Source organism: Mesorhizobium sp. 01N446 (assembly GCF_056399285.1).
This window is the reverse complement of sequence record NZ_JBFTRA010000001.1, coordinates 629,621-654,867: the sequence shown is the minus strand read 5'-3', so window position 1 is coordinate 654,867 and position 25,247 is coordinate 629,621. Positions and strand designations below refer to the sequence as shown.

Here is a 25,247-nt window from a genome sequence, read left to right as displayed (position 1 = left end):
GGGTCAGTCCTTGTCGAGCCCGCCCGACATGTTGAGCCGCTCGGCGGTCATGTATCTGGGGGAATCGAGGCAGAGCCAGACGACGGCCTCAGCGACTTCCCCAATCTCGGCGCGGCGGCCGAGCGGAATGCGGCGCGTGCGTTCGTCGAGGAAGGCCTGCAGGTCGCTGCGGCCATTGGCGCGGGCGAGGTCGACCTCGGTCGAGCGCTGCATTTCGGTGTCCATCATGCCGGGCGCCAGGCTGTTGACCAGGACACCATAGGGCGCCAGCGCCACCGCTGCGGCTCGCGTGATGGAATCGACACCCGCCTTGCTCGCCGTGTAGGCGGTGTAGTCGGGCAGCGCCATGCGCGAACCGGGCGAGGTGATGTTGATGATGCGCCCCGAACGCTGCTCGCGCATCACCCGGCCGGCCGCCTTGCAGGCCATGGCAAGCGCGGTGACATTGAGCGCCAGCGTGCGCGTCCACGCCTTGTAGGTGGCGTCGAGGAACGGCTCGATCACGCCATAGCCGGCATTGTTGACCAGGATGTCGATGCCGCCCCAGCGCGCCACCACTTTTTCGACAGCCGCTTCCGGTGCGCCTTCCCCGGTGAAGTCGCTGACAATGCCTTCGCTTTCCGCACCGGTCTGGCCGATCTGCCTGATGGTCTCGGCCAGCCCCTCGCCATTGATGTCGGTGGCCGCGACGGCACAGCCGCGCCGCGCCAACTGCACCGCCACCGCGCGGCCAAGGCCGCCGGCGGCGCCGGTGACGAGCGCTCTTCGTGGCGACGTATTTTGATTTTCGGCTGGCAAGCAAACACCCTCCCGGTGGCCATCTTGACGCGATTGATACCGGTACCATAAATGGCTGTCAACGGGATGTGCTATTGTCCCGTCGACCGCATGGTCCGCCGCAATGGGGAGAGAAAAGATGAAAGTCGTCGCGCTCGAAACGCTGCAACTGGCCGAATTTCCCTTCCTGTTCTGGCTGCGCGTCCACACCGATGCCGGCCTCATCGGCACCGGCGAGACGTTCTGGGCGCCGGGGCCGGTCGCCGCCTACATCCACGACAATGTCGCCCCCTACCTGCTGGGCAAGGATCCGCGCGACATCGAGCTGCATGACCGCACGCTGGGCAGCGTCTATGTCGGCGCCCGCGATTCCGGCGCCGAGGTGCGCGGCAATTCCGCCGTCAACATCGCGCTGTGGGATATTTATGGCCAGGCGCTTGGCGAGCCGGTCTGGCGGCTGCTTGGCGGACGCACGCACAGGACCGTACCGATCTACAACACCTGCGCCGGCTACAAACATGTCCGCGCCACGAAGAGGAATGCTCTGTTCGAGCGCGGCGAGGACTGGTCGCTGAAAGCAGGCGATTCCAACGAAGGCCCCTACGAGGACCTGCTCGCCTGGCGCTACAATGCCGACGATCTCGCCAGGAGCCTGACATCCGAAGGCATCGGCGCCATGAAGATCTGGCCGTTCGACATCGCCGCCGAGGCATCGAATGGTACCCGCATATCGCTGGCCGATCTCGACAAGGCGCTGGAGCCTTTCCAGAAAATCCGCGACGCCGTCGGCCGCGACATGGAAATCATGGTCGAGCTGCACGGCCTGTGGACCTTGCCGCCGGTGCTGCGCATCGCCGAAGCGTTGAAAGCCTACGACGTCGCCTGGCTGGAGGAGCCGATCCGCTACAACGAACTTGATGCCATGGCCGAGCTTGCCCGGCACACCTCCATCCCGATCGCCGCCAGCGAGCGGCTCGCCTCGCGGCAGATGTTCAAGCAGCTGATCGACAAGCGCGCGGCTTCGGTGATCATGATCGACCTCGCCTGGTGCGGCGGGCTCTCTGAAGCGCGCAAGATCGCCAACATGGCCGAAGCCAGCGAACTGCCGGTCACCTTGCATGATTGCACCGGTCCGATCGTCTATGCCGCCAGCTGCGCGCTGTCGGCGACCCTGCCGAACGTCAACTACCAGGAAGCGGTGCGCGCCTATTTCACCGGCTGGTACACCGAGATCGTCGCCGACATTCCGCCGGTCAAGGACGGCCACGTCGCGCCGCTCGAAGGGCCGGGGCTGGGTCTCAGCCTGCGCCCGGAGCTGTTTCAGCGGCCCGACGCGACCGTGCGGATCACCAGAATCTAGCCATCGCCTGGTTCCGTTCGGAGCCAGTAGACATTATGCTATTATAATCTATGATGCGCCAAAGCGAGCGACCAACAAGCTCGCCGCCGGTGCCCTGCCGCCCGGCGCCAGACGCATTCAGGGAGGCTTTGGTGGCAATGTCTGCGGCGCGCGCACGCGACGATTTCAAGGGCGCTCCAAACCTGCCCGACCCAAAAATCCTGCTCGACCTGTTCGAACGTATGGTGCTGTTGCGCCGTTTCGAAAGCATTGCCCAGATCGCTTGCCGCAAGGGCGAAACGCCCGGCTTCCTGCATCTCTATATCGGCGAGGAGGCGACGGGCGTCGGCGTCTGCGCGCATCTCAGGCCAACCGACTGGGTGACGTCGACCCATCGCGGCCATGGCCATGCGCTGGCCAAGGGCGCCGATCCCGGCCGGGTGATGGCTGAATTGTTCGGCAAGGCTGACGGCATTTGCGGCGGCCGTGGCGGCACCATGCATCTCTACGACCGCTCGGTCGGCCTGTTCGGCACCAATGGCATCGTCGCCGCCGGCATCGGCCATGCCGTCGGCATCGGCATGAGCGCCCGCCAGCAGGGCCGCGACGATATCGGTGTCGCCTTCTTCGGCGACGGCGCCGCCAACCATGGCGGCTTCCACGAGGCACTCAACTTCGCCGCCGTGCAGCGGGCGCCGGCGGTCTTCATCTGCGAGAACAACCTCTACGCCACCGCCACGCCGCTGGCGTCGATCACGCTCAATCCCGAGATCGCCACCAAGGCCGCCTCCTACGGCATGCCTGGGGTCGCGGTGGACGGCAACGACGTCTTCGCCGTCTGGCTGGCCATGAAGGAGGCCACCGAGCGCGCCCGCGCTGGCAAGGGCCCGACGTTGATCGAGGCAAAGACCTACCGCACCGTCGGCCACCACGAAGGCGATCCGGTCATCGGCACTTACCGGACGCAGGAGGAACTCGACGCCTGGATCAAGCGCGATCCGATCGACATGTTCCGCAAGAAGCTGATCGAGGACTATGGCATCGCCGACGCGGAAGCGCTTGCGGCCATCGAGGCGCGGATCGAGAAGGTGGTCGAAGAGGCGCTGGCCTTCGCCCGCAATTCGCCCGAGCCCGATCCTGCAACGGTGCGCCTGCATGTCTTTGCCGATCCAATCAATCCGCCGGCTGCGTTGCAGCCGCGCGCCTTCGGCGAGACGCGCACGCAGGGATGGCTCGAAGCGGTGCGCGACGGCATCGCCGAGGAGATGCGCGCCAATCGGGCGATCCTCTATTTCGGCGAGGGCACAGGCGAACGCGGCGGCAGTTTCGCCCACACCAAGAACCTCTGGCAGGAATTCGGCGCCGCGCGCATGGTCGATACGCCAATCTCCGAACAGGGCTTTACCGCCGCCGCCGTCGGCGCCTCGGCCACCGGTGCCCGCACCGTTTCCGACCTGATGTTCGCCGACTTCGCCTTCGAGACCGCCGGCCAGATCTTCCTGCAGGCGGCCAAACTGCGCTACATGACCAGCGGCCTGATGAGCGCGCCGATGGTGGTGCGCGTCGGCGCCGGTGCGCTGCGCAGCTCCGGCCCGCATCACAGCGGCATCTATCATCCGGTCTTCGCCCACATACCGGGCCTTATCGTCTGCGTGCCCTCGACCCCGGCCGATGCCAAGGGCCTGATGAAGACGGCGCTCAGGGCCGGCGATCCCGTCATCATGCTGGAACCCAAGGCACTGTTTGCCTCCAAGGGCGAGGTGCCGGTCGGCGAGCACTTTGTGCCGTTCGGCGTCGCGCGCATCGCGCGGGCCGGCGCCGACATCACCATCGTCGCCGCCGGCCAGATGGTGCAGCGTGCGCTGGAGGCTGCGGAAGCGCTCGCCGCCGAAGGCATCGAGGCGGAGGTGATAGACCCGCGCACCATCATGCCGCTCGACATCGACACCATCGTCGCCAGCGTTCGCAAAACCCACTGCCTGCTCATCGTCGACGAAGCCTGGGCGATGTGCGGCCTTGGCGGCGAGATCGCCCAGGCCATCAACGAACTCGCCTTCGACGAACTCGATGCGCCGCCAGGAAGGCTGCACACCGCGCCGACCTCGCATCCCTTCGCGCCGGTGCTGGAGCGGGCCATGCTGGTCGACACGGCGCGCATCGCCCAGGGCGTGCGTGATGTCATTGCTGGCAAGCCGCCGGTGCCGGACCATTGGTACACAGTCGGTCTGAAAAGTGCCGCGCCGGCTAAACCGGCGCCTCCCACGGTCAAGTCGCAGCCTCCCGCGCCAGCACTTGCCGCCGCCTCCGCTGCCGGCGACGACGAGCCGGTCACAATGCCGTTCGGCGATCTCACCGTCAGCGAAGGCACTGTCGTCAAATGGCTGAAGGCGGTCGGAGACGCGGTCAAGCAAGGCGAGCTGATCGCCGAGATCGAGACCGACAAGGCCGTGGTCGAGATCGAGGCGCCGGTCAGCGGGACACTCAGTGCCATCGATCAGCCGGTCGGCGCCGTGGTGCCGATGGGCGGCCGCATCGGCGGCGTCAGGAAGTGACCACCGTACCCTGAAATCCGAAGGACTGGCATGAAGATCCTGTGCGCCAACTGGCAAGCCGCCGACGAGGCCGAACTCGAACGGCAGCATTATCCCGACATCGAATTCATCCTCGCCCGCTCGACCAACGACAAGGCCGCGGCACTCGATCCGGTGATCTGCGAGGCGGTCGATGCCGTCATCAACTATTCGCCCACGCACAATGTCGCGGCCGCCCCGTCGGCGTTTCCCAAGGCCAGGATCGCCGTGCGCTCCGGCGTCGGCTTCGACAACATCGACACGCCGGGCTGGGGCGCGCGGAAAATTCCGGCCTGCAACGTGCCGGACTATGGCACCACCGAGGTCGCCGACCACGCCATCGGCCTGATGCTGGCGCTGACGCGCGGCACGTCGGCCTATGGCGCGGAGCTTGCCGGCCATGGCACTGAGGGCTGGGATTTCTCCAAGGCGCCGCTGGTGCGCCGGCACAAGGGCGCCACCTTCGGCATTGTCGGCCTCGGCCGCATCGGACTGGCTACTGCGCGTCGCGCCGCCGCCTTCGACATGAAGGTGGTGTTTTACGACCCGCATCTTCTGTCCGGCGTCGACCTGTCGACCGGCTATGAACGCGTTCATTCGCTGGCGGAACTGGTGGCGCGCGCGGATGTGGTGAGCGTCCACACGCCGCTCAGCGAGGAAACCCGCAAGCTGCTTGGCGCTGCCGCCTTCGCCGCCGCCAGGCCTGGCCTTGTGCTGGTCAACACCGCGCGCGGCCCGATCGTCGATCTCGATGCGCTCGAAGCGGCGATGCGCAAGGGCATCGTCGCCGGCGCGGGCCTCGACGTGTTGCCGAACGAACCAGGCGATCTCGATCATCCGCTGCTGGCCGCATGGCGCGCCCGGGAGCCCTGGATCGCCAACCGCCTGATCGTCACGCCGCACGCTGCCTTCTACAGCCCGGCATCGATACGCGACCTCAGGTTGAAATCGATCGAGGTCGTGCATGCCTATCTCGTCGAGGGACGGCTGACCAACTGCGTCAATACCGAGTTCCTGAAATGAACATCGCTGCGGCGCAAACCGGACGCGTGGCTGTTTCTCCCTATGCCCGTCGGCTGGCGCGCGAACGTTCTCTCCCGCTCGAAGCACTTCGCGGCAGCGGCCCTGGCGGGCGTATCCTGGCCGCCGATGTGCAAGCCTTCGTTCCGGTTGCCCCGCCGGTCGTTTCGCCCGATGTCGCCACCCTTGCGGCGCCTTCCCCCGCCGTATCCCGGATCGCCGCCTTCGCGACGTCCGTTGCCTTCGGTGCGCTGCAAGACCTGCTGGCGGCGCTTGGGAGTTCGGGCCATGTGTTCGCCCTCGACGACGTGCTGCTGCGCGCTGCCGGTCGCGCTTTTGCCGAGATGCCTGATACCACCAAAGTCGGCACGAGTTCCGTGGCGCTGGAACTGGCCGGCCGGCAAACCGTCTTCGCCATGGACCCCGAAATGCCCCTGGCATCGCTGCGCGCAATGCGGCTTGCGGCATTGGCCGACAACCGTGATGAGACCGAAACAACCCCGGCAGCCCTATCCCTGCGGCTGCTGCCGGCGAGCGACATCCTGCCGGTGATGACGCCACTCCTGCCGGGCCGTTCCATGCGCCTGACCGTTTCGCTCGACACGCCGGGCGACCGGGCCGAATGCCTGCTGACGGTGGATGCGGCAAGCGTCGACGAGGCCGCCGCTGCCGGGTGGCTGGCGACCCTGAAATCGGCGATCGAGCAGCCGCTTCGGCTCTTTGTCTGAGACGGTTGATCGTCAACAGCCTTGCCTAGCCTCCTGCGAAGGAAGCTATTATAAAAGCTTCGACATTGGAGCAATTCCAGGAAAAGTGCGAAGCGGTTTTCCGTCCGGAATTGCGTCAAACAAAGAGATAGAGCGGTTCGCCGTTTCCGTGAAACGGTGAAACGCTCGAGGCGCGACGAGGCACATGGACCACCCGACCATAGACAGTCTTCCCAGGCGCACGCTCGGCCGCGCCAATGGCCCGCTCTATCGCCAGCTCGCCGATATATTGCGCGAGCCGATCGGCAACGGCACCTTCCCCGTCGGCGGCGAACTGCCGAAGGAAGCGACCATTGCCGAGCATTTCGGCGTCAGCCTGATCACGGTTCGCCAGGCTCTGCGCGATCTCGAGGCCGACGGGCTGATCCGCAAGCGCTCGGCCAAGCCCGCGGTGGTCGCGGCGCGCAGCCCCTCGGTCAATCTGAGCTGGAAGTTCAAGAATTTCGCCGACATGGCGGCCTTCACCAAGGATGCGCAACTGACGGTGAAATCCTACCGCAAGGAGGTTTCGCCGGTGCTCCAGCGCCATTTCGGCATGGGCAAGGACGAGGCCGGCTATTGCCTGCGCAGCGTCTTGTCGATCGGCGAACAGCGCAAGGCGCAGATCACCACCTATTTCCCGCCCGACATCGGCGCGCGTCTGAAGCGGGAAGATTTTTCCGACGTGCTGATCTTCCGCTCGGTGCAGAAACATCTCGGCCTGCGGCTCGACGTGGCGCATGTCACGGTGCGCGCCGAGATCGCCGACGAGGCGGTTGCCGCCGATCTCGGCATCACGCTCGGCAGTCCGGTGCTGACGGTGGAGATGCTCTACCAGTCGGCGGACCAGCGCAGCATCGAATTCTCCGTTGCCCGCCACCCCGCCGACATCTTCAGCATCACCTACGACGCCCCGAACGACCTGTCCTGAACCTTGTCGGCGGCATTGGCGTCCGCCGATTCCCTGGTCCCGGCCATGGACAGACTTATAAAATTATAATAGCATCATAGCTAGGATGAATGCTGCGCGGAGGACCACGATCCAACGTGGATGCGAAGCCGCATCCGACGCTGAGCATTTGCCTGGTGCATGTCACCCAAGATGCGCTGCGGTTCCGGGGCATGCATAGGAACAAAGTCTGTCGAATGGGGTGTGCCTGGAAGGCGCTTGAAAGGCGGCGGGCGTTCGCATGGCAGACACCAAACACGGGAGGAGGAAATGATGAAAGCAGGCGCATTCCTTGCCGGGCTTGCGGTGATCGCGACGGCTTTGCTGTCGATCGCTGCCGTACCGGCCAACGCACAGGACAAGAAACCCTACACCATCTATCTCTCGAACAATTTCGTCGGCAATGATTGGCGCCAGCAGATGCTGCGCAGCGCCGACATCGCGGTCAAGAAGCCGCCGCTTGCCGGTCGCGTCGATCTCAAGGTCGAGGTGGTCGAAACCACGGTCCAGGCGCAGATCAATTCCCTCAACAACATCATTCGCAACAAGCCCGATGCCATCGTCATCGACGCGGGCTCAGGCGAAGCCCTCAACCCGACGATCCAGAAGGCTTGCGATGCCGGCATTTTGATCATCGCCTTCGACCAGATCGTCAGCGCGCCCTGCGCCTACACGATGGAGTCGGACTGGGGCCGGGCGCCGCGCGTCGAGGCCGAGTGGCTGGTCAAGAAGCTCGGCGGCAAGGGCAAGATCCTCGTTGACCGCGGACTTGCCGGCGCTCCAATCTCCGCCCAACTGCAGGGTGGTTTCGAGGAAGTCATCAAGAAATATCCCGGCATTGAAGTGGTCGGCTATTTCAACGGCGACTATGCGCTGGGGCCGGAACAGGCAGGCGTCGCCAGCTTGCTGGCGGCGCACCCGCAAGTCGACGCCATCTTCGTCCAGGGCTACGGCGCCGGAGCGATCAAGGCGCTGCAGGATGCCGGGCGTCCGATCGTTCCCGTCACCGGCAGTCCTTTCAACCTGACGACGACGAGCTGTGTTCAGATCCAGGGCGCCCAGTGCATCCTTGCACCCAACCCCGCCTATCTGTCGGCCGAGGCCCTGAAGCTCGCGGTGGAGATCCTCGACGGCAAGAAGCCGGCGGAGAAGAAGATACTGCTGCGCAACGCCTTCCTCACCACCGATCCGGTCCCGTCGGAATTGTACCCCGACGCGACCATGCAGAAGATAGAGGTCGGCAAGAATGCCTTTCCGGATATGGCGCCGGGCCTGTTTCTTCCGGTTAGCCCGGACTGGGTCGAAATCACCCCGGCCGAAGCTGCCGGATCGAAATGACGATGCCTGCCGGCGGCGGCGAAATGGTCGCTTCAGGCCTCTCCAATGCGCCTTGGCTCAAATTGACAAGGCGTATTGGTACCGGTATCAATTTACGCGCACACCCACCAAGATGGCGAAGTCCGTCACCGGCTGATGCAGGAAACACGAAGGAGGAGAGATCATGAAATTGAAGACAGTTTGCGCCGGATTGGCAGCGCTTGCCATCTCCGCAATCGCCGTCGGCACGGCGCCGAGCCACGCAGAGGACAAGAAGCCCTACACCATCTATCTCTCGAACAATTTCGTCGGCAATGACTGGCGCCAGCAGATGGAGCGTGTCGCCACCGTCTCGGTCAACAAGGGGCCGCTGAAGGGCCGGGTCGACCTCAAGATCGAGAATGTCGAGAACACCGTCCAGGCGCAGATCAACTCGCTGAACAACATCATCCGCCAGAAGCCGGACGCCATCCTCGTCGATGCCGGCTCGGACTCGGCCTTGAACCCGACCATCAAGAAGGCCTGTGACGCCGGCATCGTCGTCATCTCGTTCGACCAAGTGGTGACCGAACCCTGCGCCTATGCCGTCGCGTCCGACTGGGACCGCATCCCTTCCGTCATGGCCGAGTGGATGGCCACGCAGCTTGGCGGCAAGGGCAACATCATCCTCGACCGCGGCCTCGCCGGCGCGCCGATCTCGGCGCAGCTGCAGGGCGGGTATGAGAAGGTGCTGGCCAAATATCCCGACATCAAGGTCGTCGGCTACTACAATGGCAACTATGCGCTCGGCCCGGAGCAGTCCGGTGTCGCGGCCCTGCTTGCCGCCAACCCGAAGATCGACGGCATCATGACGCAAGGCTATGGCTCCGGCGCCATCCAGGCGCTGAAGGATGCCGGCCGGCCGATCGTCCCGGTCGTCGGCTTCTCCTACAATGTCGCCGCCGTCACCTGCGCGCAGACGCAAGGCGCCAAGTGCATCCTCGGCTCCAACCCGGCCTATCTGTCCTCGGAAGCGATCAAGCTGGCGGTCGATATTCTCGACACCGGCAAGAAGCCGGCCGAGCGTTCCGTCTCGGTCAAGGGCGACTTCGTCACCACCGACCCCTTCGAGTCCAAGCTCTATCCGGGCACCAAGATGATCAAGATCGCGATTGGCGAAAATGCCTTCCCCGACCAGGCACCCGGCCTGACGCTGCCGATCACGCCCGACTGGGTCGAGATCACCGCTGCGGAAGCCGCCGGGGCGAAGTAACATCCGTGACCACGACCCTGTCTCCCGGCATCGCAAGATGTCGGGAGAGCTTTTCGAAGGCGCATTCATGGACCTTGTCACCGTCAACGGCCTTTCCAAACGCTATGGCGGCATTGTCGCGCTGAGCGAGGCGACATTCAGCGCCCGCGCCGGCGAGGTGCATGCGCTGCTGGGCGAGAACGGCGCGGGAAAGAGCACCTTCATCCAGATCCTGTCGGGCGCCGTGCAGCATGATGGTGGCTCGATCCTGGTCGATGGCCAGGAGTATCGCCCGGCCAATCCGGATGCGGCGCAGGCGCGCGGCATCGCCGCCGTCTTCCAGGAACTGTCGCTGATCCCCGATCTCAGCGTCGAACAGAACATCTGGTTCCGCCACGAGCCACGAACGTGGCTTGGCATCGTCAACCGCGCGGAGATGCGCCGCAAGACGCTGGCGCTGCTCGAAAAATACGATTTCCCGGCACTCCGTCCCGACCAGGAGCTGCGGCGGCTGACACTCGCCGAACGGCAGATCGTCGAGATCGCCAAGGGCTTGGCCAAGGATCCGCGCATCCTGATCCTCGACGAGGCGACTTCCGCCCTGCCGGCGCGCGAGGCCGAATGGCTGTTGAAACTCACGCGGCAGCTGGCCGCCGAAGGCCGGCTGGTCATTTTCATCTCGCATCGCATGGCCGAGGTGCGCGCCATCGCCGACCGGCTGACCATCTTTCGCAATGGCAGCACCGTCGCCGCGCACGAGGCCAATGCGGTGTCCGACAACGAGATCGTCACCCAGATGATCGGCCGGCATCTCGACCGGCTCTATCCCGAGCGCGTGCCGACAGCGACCGACCGTATCGCCCTGGGGGTAAAAGGGTTTTCGAGCGGCAGCCGGCTTTCCGGTGTCGATTTTGCGTTGCGCGAAGGCGAGGTGCTCGGTGTCGGCGGCCTGCAGGGCCACGGCCAGCGCGAACTGTTCCAGGCTCTGTTCGGCGCCACCAGAGCGAGCGGCACGATCGAACTGTGGGGCAAGCCGGCTTCCATTGGCAATCCGCGCCAGGCGCTGACCGGCAAGGATGGCATCGCCCTGGTGCCGGAGGACCGGCGCGGGCAGGGCCTGCTTTTGACCAAGAGCGTGCGCGAGAATCTGACGCTGTCGGTCATCAAGCGCTTCACCGAAAACGGCTTGCTGAGCCGGCAAAAGGAAGCCGCCCTGGTCAAGGAAATGGTCGACTTCCTGCGCATCAAGGCGGGCACGCCGGAACAGCTTGCCGGCACGCTGTCGGGCGGCAACCAGCAGAAGGTGATCTTCGGCAAGATGCTGCTCACCGAAGCGCGCGTGCTGTTGCTTTACGATCCGACGCGTGGCGTCGATGTCGGCACCAAGGGCGAGATCTTTCAGCTGATGCGCGATCTCGCCGCCAAGGGCTATGCGATCCTGTTCCACTCCAGCGACATGCCCGAACTCGTCCATGTCGCCGACCGCGTGCTGGTCATGCGCAACGGCCGTATTGCCGCGACGCTGGAGGGAGATCACATTTCGGAGGAGGAAATCCTGCGCGCCGCCATGCTTGAAACCAGGGCGGCCTGAACCATGATGATGTCTATGGAGATGGCGCCAAGGCCGGCCGAAGTGAAATCCGCAAGACCGGGCATCGACTGGCGCGGCCGGTTGCTCGATCGCGCGCCGTTCCTGGTCGCCTGCCTGATGCTGGCCTTGATCATCGGCATCTACGGCAGCCTGCAATCCGGCGTCTTCACGCTGGACGAGCTCAACCTCGACACGGCGGCGGCGATGACGCTGATGCTGGCCGCGACCGGGCAGACCATCGTGCTGCTGCGCGGGGGCATCGACCTGTCGATCGGCGGCATGATCAGCCTCGGCACGGTAATCGCCGCGACGCGCTTCACCGACGATCCGTCGACCACGGCCCTTTGGGCGCTGATCATTCTGGCGCTCGGCTTTGTCATCGGCGCGCTCAACGGTCTGCTGATCTCGCTGCTCAAGCTGCAGCCCTTCCTGGTGACGCTCGCCACCTGGTCGATCCTGAACGGCGTCGCCATGATCATCCTGCCGACCGATGGCGGCAGCGTTCCCGGCTGGTGGGTCGGCTTCGCTTCCGCGCAGCTCCTCGGCCTGACCAGCCCGGTCTGGATGCTGCTGGTGCTGCTCGTCTTCTGGTGGTGGTTTCGCGCGACGCGCGTCGGCATTGCCATCCAGGCAACCGGCTCCAACGAAAAGTCGGCCTTCCTCTCCGGCGTCTCGATCACAAGGGTCAACCTCCTCACCTATGGCCTGTCCGGCCTGTTCGCGGCGGGTGCTGCGCTGTTCCTGGTGACCCAGACCGGCGCCGGTTCGCCGACCATCGGCAAGGACTATATCCTGCCCTCGGTGGCGGCGGCGGTTATCGGCGGTGTCAGCCTGTTCGGCGGCCGCGGCCATCTCGCCGGAACGCTGATCGGCACCTTCGTGCTGACCCTGATCGGCAATCTGGTCTTCGTCCTGCATGTATCGAGCTACTGGCAGCCGGTCGCGTCCGGCGTCATCCTGCTGCTCTCTGTGCTGGCGAGCTCCGTCGCCGAGAAAGCCGCGAGGAACCGCGTCCAATGAGCGTTTTCCTCACCCGCAACCGCCTGATCGTGCTCGCTTATGCCGGCATGGTCGTGCTGCTCCTGGTCACGGCGATGTTCTCGCCGGGCTTCCTCTCGGTCTCCAACATGCGCTCGACCGTCGTTCTCGCCGCCTTCGTCGGCATCGTCGCGCTCGGCCAGACCTTCGTCATCATCGGCGGCGGCATCGACCTGTCGGTACCCTGGGTGCTGAATTCGGCCGCCATCATCATGGCGCTGCTGTGCGGCGGGCAGGATCTGCCGCTGGCCTGGGTCATGCCGTTGCTGCTCGCCGGCGGCGCCTTCATCGGCCTCATCAACGGCATCGGCGTCGCCCAGTTCGGCGTGCCGCCGATCATCATGACGCTGGCCACCAATGTCATCCTGCAAGGCCTGATCCTGGTGCTGACCGGCGGCTCGCCGACGCCGTCGGCGCCGGCCCTGATCCAGTTCCTGTCGGTCGGACGCATCGGTGGCTTCCCGGTCATCGCGCTGATCTGGCTGGCGCTGACGCTGGCGGCGACGCTGCTGCTCTCCAAGGCGGCGTTCGGCCGCCATCTCTATGCGCTCGGCACCAGTGCCACGGTCGCCGAATTCTCCGGCGTGCCGACGGCGCGCACCACCATCCTCACCTATGTCATCTCTGGCCTCACCGCCGCCTTCGCCGGCATGCTTTTGACCGGCTATTCCGGCCAGGCCTATCTCGGCATGGGCGACGCCTACCTGTTCACCTCGATCGCCGCGGTCGCCATCGGCGGCGCCTCGATCCTCGGCGGCAGCGGCCACTATCTCGGCACCGTCGCCGGCGCCATGGTGCTGACCATCCTCACCGGTCTTTTGCCGGCACTGAACCTGTCGAGCGGCGCACTGCTCATCGTCTACGGCGCGGTGATCCTGCTCACCGTGTCGATCGGCAGCGAGACGTTCGCCGGCCTCGGCGGCAGGCTGCGCAGAAAGGAGGGCTGACCATGGTTCAAATCACGTGCGTCGTCGATGCCAGGGCCGAACTCGGTGAAGGCACGCTCTGGGACCCCAAGGCCGGCGTGCTGTGGTGGATCGACATCTGGAAGAAGCTGATCCATCGCTACGACCCAGTGACCAAAAAGGACGAGACCTTCGAGGCACCGGAATATCTCGGCTGCCTCGGCCTGCGCGAAAAGGGCGGCCTTGTGCTGACCATGACCAACGGCTTCCATTTCTTCGATCCGGCGACGGGCACATTCGAGGCGATCGTCGACCCGGAAGCGCACATGCCGAAAACCCGCTTCAACGACGGCAAGCCGGACCGCCAGGGCCGCTTCTGGTCGGGTTCGATGTTCGAAGTGCCGGGCCAGCCGATCGAATTCATCGGCGCACTTTACAGGCTCGATCCGGATCTATCGGTGCACAGGATGATCGACGGCATCGGCTGCTCCAACGGGCTCGCCTGGAGCCCGGATTCCAAGACCATGTATTTCTCCGACAGCCATGCCGGCGCGGTATGGGCCTATGATTTCGACCCCGCCACCGGCGACATCGAGAACCGCCGCACCTTCATCGACATGACGGTGACCGGCGGCGTCGCCGACGGCGCCACCGTCGATGCCGAAGGCTGCTACTGGGTGACGATCCCGGTGACCGGCAAGGTCTGCCGGTATGATCCTGATGGCGAACTGATGCAGACCGTGGTTCTGCCGACCGACCTGCCGACGTGCTGCGAATTCGGCGGCAAGGACCTCGACATCCTCTATGTCACGTCAGCCGTGCTCAAGCGCCCGGCCAGCCACTTCGTCCGCCAGAAGAATCCCGGCGGATTGTTCGCGCTCGATGTCGGCGTCAAGGGCCTGACCCTGCCGGCCTTCAAGGGATAGCTGCGTTGGCCCGCTTCCGTCAGAACGGACAGGCCAAACAGCATGTATCGTTCCGAAACCGAAACGATACCGAGTATGTGGCTGCCTTTAACGTTTGACCGCGCGGGCGGCGCGGTGAACGCTTTGCAGCAGGATGGCGAGGCAGCCGACCAGCAGCAGCGCGCCGCCGAGCAGCGGCGGCAGGGCCAGCAGCTTCACCGCCGCCGCGACGGCGGCCACCAGCACCAGCGCCAGCAGCGCCAGATTGCCGTCGTCGACGAACATGCCGAGGAATTCCCTGGCGACAAGACGAACGGCGTTCATCGGGCGAGCCCTCCGGCCGATACGGGGTAGGTGCCGCGCAGCCAGCGCACCATGGCAAAGGATGCCAGCGCGACGGTGGCGAAGATGGCGAGCAGCGCGAGATCGGCGCCCGGCCAGTCGGCGCCGATGCCTTCGCCGGTCCAGAAAATGCCGAAGCTGGTCAGCATCAGCCCGACCACGAATTTCAGCGCGTTCTCCGGCACGCGCGCCAGCGGCCTGTGCACCGCCAGGCCGATAAGCATCACCAGGATAAACGCCGCCAGCGCGCCGAGGCTGGCGTAGAGCGTCTGCCCGTGCGCCGCGCCGACGGCAATGACGATGAACACCACCTCGACGCCCTCGAGCAGCACCGCCTTGAACGAGGCCAGTCCGGCGAGATAGTCGGCGCGGCGGTCATTGGCCTGCTGGTTGAGGGCGGCGGTCTCCTTGGAGAAGGCCGCCTCCTCGTCATGCAGCGCGATGACGCCGACGCTGCGCAGGATAGCCTTTCGCAGCCAGCGCATGCCGAACAGGATCAGCAGCACCCCGACGACGAATTGCAGCGTGGTGATCGGCACCAGCGCCAGCAGCGGTCCGAACGCCAGCACCAGCGCCGCCAGGAGCGCCAGCGCCAGGGCGGCGCCCGTCAGCGCCGGGCGCCAGCTGCGCGTCACGCCGACCGCGAGCACGATGGTGAAGGCTTCGACGACCTCGACGAAGGAGGCGAGAAATGCCGCCGTGACCGTCGAGAGGATGGGCGTCAGCGTCTGCATAAAAGCGTCCTGTCCTGTCTCGTTCGCCCCCGGATTCTCTGAGCGGGTGTCCCGGGACGCGTAGCCCGGAATCACTTCTGTGGTCAGCACCACATAGCGCTCCGGAAGCTGCGGGAAAGCAAGTGAGCGCTGCTGGGCGGCGCTTGGGCCAATCGGGCTGCGGGCTGCGTGACGTGGCTGCAGCACGCACTCTTGAATCAGATCAGGCCTGAAATGTCGGAAAAGGCCATTGCCTTGCGCAGCAGCTCGGCGAAACGCTCGCCGGCCACTTCGCGCGGGCCGCTATTGTCGATCGTAGTGACGCCGGGGCCGGTCAGGGTCACATTGGCGCTGCGCGCGAGCCGCGCCAGCACTTCGCCGCGCGACTCGCGGCCGCGCATCGCCAGCCGCTCGGCCAGCACATCGGCCGAGGCGGTGATCTCGACAATGGCAAGATTGGCATAGCGCTCACGCAACACCGGGATAATCGCGCGAGACACATTCGCCACCGCGACATGGCCATTGGCGACCGACCAGTCGACATCGGCAGGCAGGCCGTAGCGCAGGCCATGCGCTTCCCACGAAATGGCGAAGGCGCCGTCGGCCTCGGCCTCGACAAAGGCGGCATCGGCCAGCGTGTCGTGATCCTCGCTTGCCGTATCGCTCGGCCGGGTGATGACGCGGCGGACGAACTCCAGCCGGCTCTCGTCGGCGAAGAGGGTGCGGGCGTAGCCGATCACCGTGTCCTTGCCGGCTCCGCTGGGCCCCACGACGGCGACAAAGACGCCATGACGGACAGGGAAGGTTTCAGCGGACAACTCACGCTCGATCAAGGCCGACACCATCATGCGACGCGGCGTCCCTGCCGCCAGACGGTGCGCACCACCGGAACATGGTCGTCGACGCGCACGCGCACCAGATCGGCGCGGCGGCCCTGTTCGATGACGCCGCGGTCGGTCAGGCCAATGGCCTCGGCCGGGTTCTTCGACACCATGGCGACCGCCTGCGGCAGCGAAATGCCTTCGACCATGTCGCCGAGGAAGAAGGCCGACTGGATCAGGCTGAAGGGGATATAGTCCGAAGACAAGATGTCGAGCAGGCCGTCGCTGGCCAACGTGCGCGCCGAGACATTGCCCGAATGCGAGGCGCCGCGCATGACGTTGGGCGCTCCCATCAGCACGCCAAGGCCTGCGGCCTTCGAAGCGCGCGCCGCTTCCTCGGTGGTCGGGAACTCGGCGACGCGCACGCCCTGCTCGACCGCCTCGTCGACATGGCTCGACGTGGCGTCGTCATGGCTGGCCAGCACGATGCCGCGTTCTTGGCAGGCGGCGGCGATCACCGCGCGGTTCGGCGTCGAATAGCGCGCCGATTCCGCCATCCGCTTCTCGCAGAACAGTTTGAAGTCGCGGTCGGTCAGCTTCAGCTTGCGCTGGTAGTAATAGGCATAGGTTTCGAGATTGACGAACTGCCGCTGGCCGGGCGCATGGTCCATCAGCGAGGCCAGCTTGACCCGGTCGTCCTCGTCGAAATTGGCGAAGGCCTGCAGGCAGTCCGGCGCCGAAACCTCGCAGCGCAGATGCAGGAAATGATCGGCCCGCAAACGATCCTGCGCGACGCTGTCCTCGATCGCGTCGGCCAGTTTGCGGATATCGGCTGAGGTGAGATCGGCGTCCTCGTCCATGCCGACGCGCAAGGCGTCGAGCACGGTGGTGATGCCGGCGGTCGCCACCTGCGCGTCATGGGCAAGCACCGCCGCGATCGGGTTCCAGCGCACCTTCGGCCGCGGCGCGTAATGGCCCTCGAGATGGTCGGTGTGCAGCTCGACCAGCCCGGGAATGACATAGTCGCCGCCCATGTCCTCGCCGTTGCGGCTGCTACCCGCGTCGATGCCGGCGATAAAGCCATCACGCAGCACCAGCGAGCCCTCGACGATCTCGTCGGCAAGCACGATGCGGGCGTTGGAAAGAACGGTCTCGGCGGTCATTTCGGGCAGTCCTCTGGTTCTTCGAGCAGGGTTGTTCAGGCGGTCTTCCTCGCCGGGCGGCGTCCCAGCGCGTGCTGCGAAAGGACCATGAACGGTGCGCCAGGTTCGGTTTCGACAAACAGCGTCAGCGCGTCGACCAGCACCGGCTGCCGCAACACATCCGCGAACAGGCTGTCGATTGCTGCGCGCAAACGAGGGCTTTCCTGTGGCCCGGCCCGGCCCGACAGCGTCATGTGGAAGCGGAAGGTTTCGAAGACATAGGGGTAGCCCCACTGGCAGAGATTGCGGAACTCGGCCGGTTTCAGCGAATCCGGGCTGCGCCGCTCGATCTCGGCCTCGGTCAGCGGCGCGCGGAACCGGTCGAAATCGCGCACGACATCGTCGGCGAAACGGTTGAGTGGCGGCAACGGACCCTCCGGCACCAGCGCGAAAAAGCTGTCGATCTGGCTGACGACGAGACGCGGGATCGTCACGACAGGCGTCACCTCGGCAAAATGGTCAAGCCCATCGCGCAACGAGGTCTCGGTCTCGTTGGCGGCCAGGCGGAAGGGAGCCTTCAGCGTCGCGTGGAAGCCATAGCGGCGGGCAGAGGCGGTGTGGAAGGCGACTTCCGCGGCCGACAGATCCGCCACGGCCTCGACCGGCCTTGTCGCCGCGCCGAACGGGTCGCGGCCCAGCCAGTTGGCGGCGATCCGCGCCAGCGGTTCGTCCTGCCGGGGGGTGAAGTAGATGGCATAACGCATGGGAAGTCCTCGTCAGACCGCTGCCATAGGTGATTTCCATGACGGATTGACGAAGCTTTGAAGGGTTTTCGAAGGCAAATCGACCCAATAGGTCCTTAGCCGACGATTTTTCCGAGCTGGACCAATAAGTTCAAGCGGAATCGGACTGTCAGGCCTTCATCAACCATTCGTGCTCGGGCGCGTTGTGGAATTTCCACGTCCGCTTCGGCCCGGCCATGACGTTGAGATAGTAGAGGTCGTAGCCATGGCAAGCGGCGCAGGGGTGATAACCCTTGGGAACCAGCACGACATCGCCATCCTCGATCGCCATCGCTTCGTCCAGCGCGCGATGGCCGTTCGTGTCGGCATCGGTGTAGACGCGCTGGAAGGCAAAGCCCTGCGGCGGGTTGAGGCGATGATAGTACGTCTCCTCAAGATAGGATTCATCAGGCAGGTTGTCCTGGTCATGCTTGTGCGGCGGATAGCTCGACGTGTGGCCGCCGGGCGTGATGACCTCGACCACCAGTAAGGAATCCGCCGGCTTGCCTTCCGGCAGGATGTTGGTGACGTAGCGCGTGTTGGTGCCCTTGCCGCGCACCTCCTGGCCAAGATCGTCCGGCCCGATCACTCGAACCGGCAGCCCGCCGCCAAGGCCAGGCGCCGAGCAGACCGCGAGTTCGAGATCGGTGTCCGCTGTCACCGACCAGTCCGATCCCTCGGGAACATAGACCGACCACGGCTTGCCTTCGAAAGGCGACATGCGCTCGCCGAGCAGGCCGAGATCCTTGCCGCCTGCCTTCGCCGTGCCCTTGCCGGTCACGAACACCAGGCAGACTTCGCGGTCTTCCGTCCTCCCCGAGGCGCTTTCGCCGGGTTGCAGCCGGTGCAGGTCGAAACCGACATAAGTCCAGCCGGCGCTTTTCGGCGTCACATGGGCAACGCGGCCATGGCCCTTGTCGGCCTTCACCAGCAGCTTGGACATCCGCTTACTCCTTCGGTTCGGACTCGGCCGTCGCCTTGTTCTCGTCGACAGGCTTGTACAGATAAAAAAACTGCCAGACGGCATAGCCGGTGAAGCCTAGCGCGATGGTGCCCCAGAATGGCGTGCCGGTGGCGAACTCGATGATCGACCAGATGACGCAGACCGCGACGACGGCGACACGCCGCCATAAGGGCCGGAAGAAGGGGTGCTCGTAATCTTTCATCGGGCCAATCTACAGCAACCTGCCTCGCCGTGAACCCGTCGCGTCAGGCATTCGGAAAACCCTGGGTTTCGACGGTGTAGCCGGCTGATGTCATCACCCGCATCAGTTCCTTGTGGCCGACCTGCGCCATCTTGAGCGGCGGGTTCTTCTTCGGATCCTGCTCGGCCTCGACCACGAACCAGCCCTCATAGCCATGGTGGGCGAAGCGCTGCACGATGGCGCCGAAATCCAGCGAGCCGTCGCCCGGCACGGTGAAGGCGCCGAGCGCCACGGCGTCGAGGAAAGATTGTTTCGTGCGGTCGAGCTTGTCGATGACGCCCATGCGCACATCCTTCACATGCACATGGCTGATGCGCTTGTGGTGGTTGTCGATGGCGCGCAGGACGTCGCCGCCGGCGAAGGCCAGGTGTCCGGCATCGAGCAGCAGCGGAATGCCCTCGCCGGAATGGCGCATGAAGGCATCGAGTTCCGGCTCGGTCTCGACCACCGCCGCCATGTGATGGTGATAGGACAGCGGCATGCCTTGTTCGGCGCACCATTCGCCGAATTCCGTCAGGCGCCTTGCGTAGGCCTTCATCTCGTCGCCCGACAGTTTCGGCTTGGTGGCAAGCGGCTTGGAGCGGTCGCCCTGGATCGAGCGGCCGACCTCGCCATAGACGATGCAAGGCGCGTTGACTGCCTTGAACAGCTCGATCATCGGCTGGATGCGGTCCTTGTTCTTGCTCATCTCCTCGTCGACCAGCGTGCCGGAAAACCAGCCGCCGCACAGCGTCACGTCGGCCGCCTTGAGGATCGGCAGCATGACGGCGGGGTCGTTGGGGAAACGCCGGCCCATCTCCATGCCGGTGAAGCCGGCCGAACGCGACTGGCGCAGGCACTCTTCCAGCGACACGTCATCGCTCAGTTCCGCAAGATCGTCGTTCCACCACGCGATGGGGGACATGCCCAGTTTGGCTTTCAAGTCGTCACTCCAGATTAGAACAGTTCATTCTTTGGCCGCTGGCGCCGCCCCTCATCCGCCTGCCGGCACCTTCTCCCCGTATAGGGACGGGGAGAAGGGAGCTAGCATCAATCGCCGACGCTCTGCATCTGGCGCTTCTCGTCATAGGCCTTGCGCGCTGCGTTGACCTGCGGCCGTGCCGACACTTCCGGCACCGCCACATCCCACCAATGGCCGCCGGCATCGGTGGAGACCAGCGGATCGGTGTCGATGACCAGAACGGTGGTGCGGTCGTTGGTCTTGGCCTTCTGCAGCGCGTTTTCCAGCCCGGCGATCGACGGCACTTTCTCTGCTATCGCGCCCAGGCTCGCCGCATGCGCGGCGAAGTCGACATCGGGCAGGATCTCATGGCGCGAGTCCTTCAACAGATTGTTGAAGTTGGCGCCGCCGGTCGCCATCTGCAGCCGGTTGATGCAGCCATAGCCACGGTTGTCGAGCAGTACGATGGTCAGCTTCAAGCCGAGCATCACCGACGTGGCGATCTCGGAATTCAGCATCAGATAGGAGCCGTCGCCGATCATGACGACGACCTCGTCGTCCGGCTTGGCCATCTTGGTGCCGAGCCCGCCGGCAATCTCGTAACCCATGGTCGAGAAGCCGTATTCGGCATGGTAGGAGCCGGGTGCGCCGGCCTGCCAAAGCTTGTGCAATTCGCCGGGCAAGCCGCCGGCGGCATGCAGCAATGTCGCGCCTGATCCCATGGCGCGTTGCACGGCGCCGATCACCTGCGCGTCCGACGGCAAGGCGGCATTGGTCGAGGCCGTCACCTTGGCCGCGTCGGCTTGCCAGGCCTTCTTGCCCTTGGCCGCATTGTCGGTCCAGGCGGCAGGCGCCTTCCAGCCCTTCAGCGCGGCGCCGAGTTCGGCCAGTCCCTCGGCCGCGTCGGCGATCAGCGGCAGCGCGCGGTGCTTGCCGGCGTCGAAAGGCTGCACGTTGAGCCCGATGATGGTCTTGCCGGAGTTCTTGAACAGCGCCCACGAGCCGGTGGTGAAATCCTGCAGGCGCGTGCCGATGGCGAGCACCACATCGGCCTCTTCGGCCAGCCGGTTGGCCGCCGACGTGCCGGTGACGCCGACCGCCGCCATGTTGAGCGGATGATCGTCCGGAAGCGAGGACTTGCCGCCTTGCGTCTCGCAGACCGGAATGCCGGCGCCTTCCGCGAACCTGGCCAGCGCATCGGAGGCCTGCGAGTAGAGAACGCCGCCGCCGGCGATGACCAGCGGCTTCTTGGCGCCCTTCAGTGCCGCGACAGCAGCGGCAAGCTCGTGGCGGTCCGGGCGGGGCCGGCGCTGGTGCCAGACCCGCTCGGCGAAAAAGCTTTCGGGATAGTCATAGGCCTCGGCCTGCACGTCCTGGCAGAGTGACAGCGTCACCGGCCCGCAATCGGCCGGATCGGTCAGCACCTGCATGGCGCGGCTCAGCGCCGGGATGATCTGCTCCGGCCGGGTGATGCGGTCGAAATAGCGCGACACCGGACGGAAGCAGTCATTGACCGTCGCCGTGCCGTCGGAAAAATCCTCGGCCTGCTGCAGCACCGGGTCGGGAATGCGGTTGGCGAAGACGTCGCCGGGCAAAAACAGGACGGGCAATCTGTTTACATGCGCAAGGGCTGCCGCCGTCACCATGTTGAGCGCGCCGGGGCCGATCGACGAGGTCGCGGCCATGAAGCGGCTGCGGAAATTGGCCTTGGCATAGGCGATAGCCGCATGCGCCATCGCCTGTTCGTTGTGGGCGCGGAAAGTCGGCAGCTCGTCGCGCACCTGGTAGAGCGCCTCGCCGATGCCGGCGACATTGCCGTGCCCGAAGATCGCCCAGACGCCACCGAAGATCGGCGTCTTCTTGCCGTCTATCTCGGTCATCTGGCGGGACAGGAAGCGGGTCAGCGCCTGCGCCATCGTCAGGCGGATTGTCTTGCTCATGGTGTTTTCCTCCGCAGTCCTTGTGCCGCGCCTTCTTATGCCGCCTTGCGGCCGCGCGCGGCAAGCCACGCCTCGGTCAACTGTTCGAAGCGCGACGCCATGTCGGCGACGGCCTCGTCGTCCGACATCCTGCCGGCCAGCCACTCCTCCGCCGCGTGCACGAAGATGGTGCGGCCGACGGCAAAGCCCTTGACGATCGGCGCCTTGGCGGTCGCGGCAAACGCCGCTTCCAGCTCGTCCTGCGGGGCTTCCAGGCCAAGCAGCACGATGCCACGGCACCAGGGATCGTGCTTCAGGATGACCGCTTCGATCCTGGCCCAGGCGCCGGCAGACGCCTGCGGCTCGAGTTTCCACCAGTCCGGCTTGATGCCGAGCGCATAAAGCTCTTCCAGCGCGCGCGGAATGGTCGTGTCGTCGAGCTTGCCGTGCTTGCCGGCGATGATCTCGACGAGCAGTTCCCGGCCGACTTTCCGCGCCGCCTCGAACAGTGCGCGCAATTTCTGCTGCTGCTCTTCCTTCAGGGCCGCCGGATCGTCGGGATGGTAGAAGCACAGGCACTTGATGCAGTGATCGACCGGCCATTCCACCAGTTGCGAGCCGATATCCTGCGAGAATTCGAAGCGCAGCGGCCGCGAGCCCGGCAGTTCCACCGGGCGGCCGAGCCAGGCGAAGGGATGCCTGGCGAATTCGAACATCGCCTCGCGGCCATGCTTCTCGTCGATCAGCATGCCATAGCCATCGCGGCCAGCGGCAACCTTTGCCGCCGCTTTAACCGCCAGCACCTTGAAATCGCGGATGCGCGCCGGATCGGCGCCGGCCTTCGCCGCGACGTCCTCGAGCTGCACACGGTGGTCGCAGGCGAGCGCCATCAGCGATGGGATGTCGCGCCGGCGGGTGGTTGCCCAATGGATGTGGTTGATCGCCTCGTCCTTGCGCAGCGCCCTGTATTTGCTGCCATTCTTGAGGAAGAACTGCAGCTCCTCGAAGGTTGGATATTCCGGCGCGCACAGCAGGCGCGACACGGCGAAGGCGCCGCAGGCGTTGGCCCAGGTCGCCGCCGTCGCATGGTCTTCGCCGCCCAGCCAGCCGCGCAGGAAGCCGGACATGAAGGCGTCCCCGGCGCCCAGCACATTGTAGATCTCGATCGGGAAACCCTTGCCGACGATGCCGTCTTCCAGATCGTCGCTGATCGGTCCGTCATAGACGATGCAGCCCATGGCGCCGCGCTTCAAGACGATGGTGGCCGCCGACAGGGCGCGGATCGTCTTCAGCGCGCTCAGGCAATCATCGGCGCCCGAGGCGATCATGATCTCTTCCTCGGTGCCGACGATGAGATCGCAATCGGGCAGCACCGTCTTCAGCTGGGCCGAGACCCGGTCCGATTTGACATAGCGCTCGAAGCCTTCGGCATGGCCGGCGAGGCCCCACAGATTGGGCCGGTAGTCGATGTCGAAGACGACCTTGCCGCCCTTGGCTTTCATGATGCGGATCGCCTTGCGCTGGGCGGCGTCGCTGTTGGGTCGGGAAAAATGCGTGCCGGTGACGACGATCGAGCGCGCCGAAGCGATGAATGCCTCGTCGATGTCTTCCGGCGCCAGGGCCATGTCGGCGCAGTCCGAGCGGTAGAAGATCATCGGCGAAACGCCTTCGCTCTCGACCGAAAGCAGCACCAGCGCTGTCAGCCGCTCCTTGTCGGTCTTCAGCCCGTCAGTGTTGACGCCTTCGCGCTTCAGCTGTTCGCGGATGAAGCGGCCCATCTGCTCGTCGCCGACGCGCGTCAGCAGCGCCGAACGCAGGCCGAGCCTCGCCGTGCCGACGGAAATGTTGGCCGGGCAGCCGCCGACCGATTTGGCGAAGGAGGTGATGTCCTCCAGCCGTGAGCCGATCTGCTGGCCATAGAGGTCGACGGAAGCGCGACCGATGGTGATGACGTCGAGCGGCGTCTGTCTGGCGTCCACGGCTTCGCTCATTGGAACCTCCCGTCAGTCTTGTTGTCAGGAACAACATTGTTTGGGTAACACGCGCGAGCGGCGGCGTGGTGCCGGGGAATATGAAATAATAATTCCAATCCATAGTCAATATGGAATGAGCATTCCCTGGTCCAAAATTGCCTCTTGATGTGGGCTTAGGCCTTGCGCTTGCGGCCCATATCACGCCGTTTCTCGCCGACGCCGACGGTCAGCGCCATGGCCAGCGCCATCGTCGCCGACAGCGAGCGGAAGCCGGCGAAATCGGCCTCGGCAACCTCGAACCAGACGCTGGCGAACTGGGCGAGCGGCGAGAACGAGCTGTCGGTGATGGCCACGATCGGCACGCCTTGTTCCGAAATGGTGCGTGCTTCCTCGATGGTGGCCGGTGCATAGGGCGAGAAGGAGATGGCGATGACGGCATCCGCCGGCGTGGCGAAGGCGATCATCTCGGCGTTCAGCCCGGCGGCCGATTCGATCAGCTGGTTGCGGATCTTCAGCTTGCCCAGCGCATAGGCGATATAGGTCGCCACCGGATAGGAGCGCCGCTTGGCCAGGACGTAGATGGTCTGCGCCTTCGCCAGCAGCGAGATCGCGTCTTCCAGATGCGCGTCGTCCAGCATGCGGGAAATGTCGTTGAGCGAGGTGCTTGCGGCGTGGACGAAGCCGTCGAAGATCGCCCGGTGGCCGGCGCCGCCCTCGGCCTTGGCGCGTAGCGCCTGCAGCCGCTCGTCATAGGACGAGTTGCGCTCGCGTAGCCGCTCGCGGAACACCTGCTGCAGGCTGGTGAAGCCGTCGAAGCCGAGCTGCTGGGCAAAGCGGATCAGGGTCGAAGGCTGCACGCCGGCCGAGGCGGCGATGCTGGCGGCTGTGCCGAAGGCGATGTCGTCGGGATTGTCGAGCGCGTAGGCGGCGATCTGGGCGATGCGCTTGGGCAGGCTTTCGCGCCGGTCAAGGATCGTGGCGCGCAGCGTCTCGAAGTCGCGAGGTACCCGTTCGTCCATCGT

The 25,247-nt window shown here is 65.2% G+C and carries 23 protein-coding genes; 11 read left to right on the top strand and 12 right to left on the bottom strand.

Annotation, left to right across the window (positions count from 1 at the left end):
* Positions 1–3: 3 nt before the first annotated feature.
* Positions 4–798, bottom strand: coding sequence for an SDR family NAD(P)-dependent oxidoreductase (locus tag AC1DPX_RS02975; protein WP_477234469.1), 795 nt, complete (start codon positions 796–798; stop codon positions 4–6).
* 118 nt (positions 799–916) lie between these two features.
* Between AC1DPX_RS02975 and AC1DPX_RS02970 the strand changes: the two genes are divergently transcribed.
* The 11 genes from AC1DPX_RS02970 to AC1DPX_RS02920 all read left to right on the top strand — a co-directional run bounded on the left by AC1DPX_RS02970 (position 917) and on the right by AC1DPX_RS02920 (position 14,409).
* Complete coding sequence (locus AC1DPX_RS02970) at positions 917–2,137, top strand: mandelate racemase/muconate lactonizing enzyme family protein (protein WP_477234467.1); 1,221 nt, start codon at positions 917–919, stop codon at positions 2,135–2,137.
* Between the two features lie 137 nt (positions 2,138–2,274).
* Positions 2,275–4,668, top strand: a complete 2,394-nt coding sequence (locus AC1DPX_RS02965) for a thiamine pyrophosphate-dependent enzyme (RefSeq protein WP_477235733.1) — start codon at positions 2,275–2,277, stop codon at positions 4,666–4,668.
* 30 nt (positions 4,669–4,698) lie between these two features.
* Positions 4,699–5,709, top strand: coding sequence for a C-terminal binding protein (locus AC1DPX_RS02960; protein WP_477234465.1), 1,011 nt, complete (start codon positions 4,699–4,701; stop codon positions 5,707–5,709).
* Positions 5,706–6,434 (top strand): E3 binding domain-containing protein, encoded by a 729-nt coding sequence (locus tag AC1DPX_RS02955; RefSeq protein ID WP_477234463.1) that lies wholly within the window; start codon positions 5,706–5,708, stop codon positions 6,432–6,434. The genes AC1DPX_RS02960 and AC1DPX_RS02955 overlap by 4 nt, the downstream gene beginning before the upstream one ends.
* Before the next feature lie 184 nt (positions 6,435–6,618).
* Positions 6,619–7,383: a GntR family transcriptional regulator gene (locus AC1DPX_RS02950; protein WP_202356749.1), complete on the top strand. Its 765-nt coding sequence runs from the start codon at positions 6,619–6,621 to the stop codon at positions 7,381–7,383.
* Between the two features lie 291 nt (positions 7,384–7,674).
* On the top strand, positions 7,675–8,739 hold the full coding sequence (locus AC1DPX_RS02945) for a sugar ABC transporter substrate-binding protein (protein WP_477234462.1): 1,065 nt from the start codon (positions 7,675–7,677) through the stop codon (positions 8,737–8,739).
* 163 nt (positions 8,740–8,902) lie between these two features.
* Positions 8,903–9,970: a substrate-binding domain-containing protein gene (locus AC1DPX_RS02940; protein ID WP_202356747.1), complete on the top strand. Its 1,068-nt coding sequence runs from the start codon at positions 8,903–8,905 to the stop codon at positions 9,968–9,970.
* 67 nt (positions 9,971–10,037) lie between these two features.
* Positions 10,038–11,540 (top strand): sugar ABC transporter ATP-binding protein, encoded by a 1,503-nt coding sequence (locus AC1DPX_RS02935; protein ID WP_477234460.1) that lies wholly within the window; start codon positions 10,038–10,040, stop codon positions 11,538–11,540.
* Positions 11,541–11,543: 3 nt separating this feature from the next.
* The gene (locus AC1DPX_RS02930) at positions 11,544–12,560 is read left to right on the top strand and encodes an ABC transporter permease (protein ID WP_477234458.1); all 1,017 of its coding nucleotides are present in this window, start codon (positions 11,544–11,546) and stop codon (positions 12,558–12,560) included.
* Positions 12,557–13,525: an ABC transporter permease gene (locus tag AC1DPX_RS02925; RefSeq protein ID WP_477234456.1), complete on the top strand. Its 969-nt coding sequence runs from the start codon at positions 12,557–12,559 to the stop codon at positions 13,523–13,525. Before AC1DPX_RS02930 ends, AC1DPX_RS02925 begins: the two co-directional genes overlap by 4 nt.
* A 2-nt stretch (positions 13,526–13,527) precedes the next feature.
* Positions 13,528–14,409 carry an SMP-30/gluconolactonase/LRE family protein gene (locus AC1DPX_RS02920; protein ID WP_477234454.1) on the top strand — a complete coding sequence of 294 codons (882 nt, stop codon included), beginning with the start codon at positions 13,528–13,530 and terminating at the stop codon, positions 14,407–14,409.
* An 87-nt stretch (positions 14,410–14,496) separates the two neighbouring features.
* Here the strand turns inward: AC1DPX_RS02920 and AC1DPX_RS02915 are convergent, their stop codons facing one another.
* The 11 genes from AC1DPX_RS02915 to AC1DPX_RS02865 form a co-directional block, all read right to left on the bottom strand.
* Positions 14,497–14,712: a hypothetical protein gene (locus AC1DPX_RS02915; protein ID WP_202356743.1), complete on the bottom strand. Its 216-nt coding sequence runs from the start codon at positions 14,710–14,712 to the stop codon at positions 14,497–14,499.
* Positions 14,709–15,464, bottom strand: a complete 756-nt coding sequence (locus AC1DPX_RS02910) for a COG4280 domain-containing protein (RefSeq protein WP_477234452.1) — start codon at positions 15,462–15,464, stop codon at positions 14,709–14,711. Before AC1DPX_RS02910 ends, AC1DPX_RS02915 begins: the two co-directional genes overlap by 4 nt.
* Before the next feature lie 197 nt (positions 15,465–15,661).
* Complete coding sequence (gene phnN / locus AC1DPX_RS02905) at positions 15,662–16,291, bottom strand: phosphonate metabolism protein/1,5-bisphosphokinase (PRPP-forming) PhnN (RefSeq protein WP_202356741.1); 630 nt, start codon at positions 16,289–16,291, stop codon at positions 15,662–15,664.
* The gene (locus tag AC1DPX_RS02900) at positions 16,288–17,427 is read right to left on the bottom strand and encodes an alpha-D-ribose 1-methylphosphonate 5-triphosphate diphosphatase (RefSeq protein ID WP_477234450.1); all 1,140 of its coding nucleotides are present in this window, start codon (positions 17,425–17,427) and stop codon (positions 16,288–16,290) included. The genes phnN and AC1DPX_RS02900 overlap by 4 nt, the downstream gene beginning before the upstream one ends.
* Positions 17,428–17,462: 35 nt before the next feature.
* The gene (locus AC1DPX_RS02895) at positions 17,463–18,170 is read right to left on the bottom strand and encodes a DUF1045 domain-containing protein (protein ID WP_477234448.1); all 708 of its coding nucleotides are present in this window, start codon (positions 18,168–18,170) and stop codon (positions 17,463–17,465) included.
* Between the two features lie 148 nt (positions 18,171–18,318).
* Positions 18,319–19,131 (bottom strand): 5-deoxy-glucuronate isomerase, encoded by an 813-nt coding sequence (iolB, locus tag AC1DPX_RS02890; RefSeq protein WP_202356738.1) that lies wholly within the window; start codon positions 19,129–19,131, stop codon positions 18,319–18,321.
* 4 nt (positions 19,132–19,135) lie between these two features.
* A complete protein-coding gene (locus tag AC1DPX_RS02885; RefSeq protein ID WP_477234446.1) occupies positions 19,136–19,354 on the bottom strand; it encodes a DUF3329 domain-containing protein in 219 nt (72 codons plus the stop codon).
* Between the two features lie 43 nt (positions 19,355–19,397).
* Positions 19,398–20,315 carry a myo-inosose-2 dehydratase gene (iolE, locus tag AC1DPX_RS02880; protein ID WP_477234444.1) on the bottom strand — a complete coding sequence of 306 codons (918 nt, stop codon included), beginning with the start codon at positions 20,313–20,315 and terminating at the stop codon, positions 19,398–19,400.
* 107 nt (positions 20,316–20,422) lie between these two features.
* Positions 20,423–22,273: a 3D-(3,5/4)-trihydroxycyclohexane-1,2-dione acylhydrolase (decyclizing) gene (gene iolD, locus AC1DPX_RS02875; protein ID WP_477234442.1), complete on the bottom strand. Its 1,851-nt coding sequence runs from the start codon at positions 22,271–22,273 to the stop codon at positions 20,423–20,425.
* 35 nt (positions 22,274–22,308) lie between these two features.
* Positions 22,309–24,243: a bifunctional 5-dehydro-2-deoxygluconokinase/5-dehydro-2-deoxyphosphogluconate aldolase gene (locus AC1DPX_RS02870; protein WP_202356734.1), complete on the bottom strand. Its 1,935-nt coding sequence runs from the start codon at positions 24,241–24,243 to the stop codon at positions 22,309–22,311.
* Positions 24,244–24,398: 155 nt separating this feature from the next.
* Positions 24,399–25,244, bottom strand: a complete 846-nt coding sequence (locus tag AC1DPX_RS02865) for a MurR/RpiR family transcriptional regulator (RefSeq protein ID WP_202359235.1) — start codon at positions 25,242–25,244, stop codon at positions 24,399–24,401.
* Positions 25,245–25,247 lie beyond the last annotated feature (3 nt).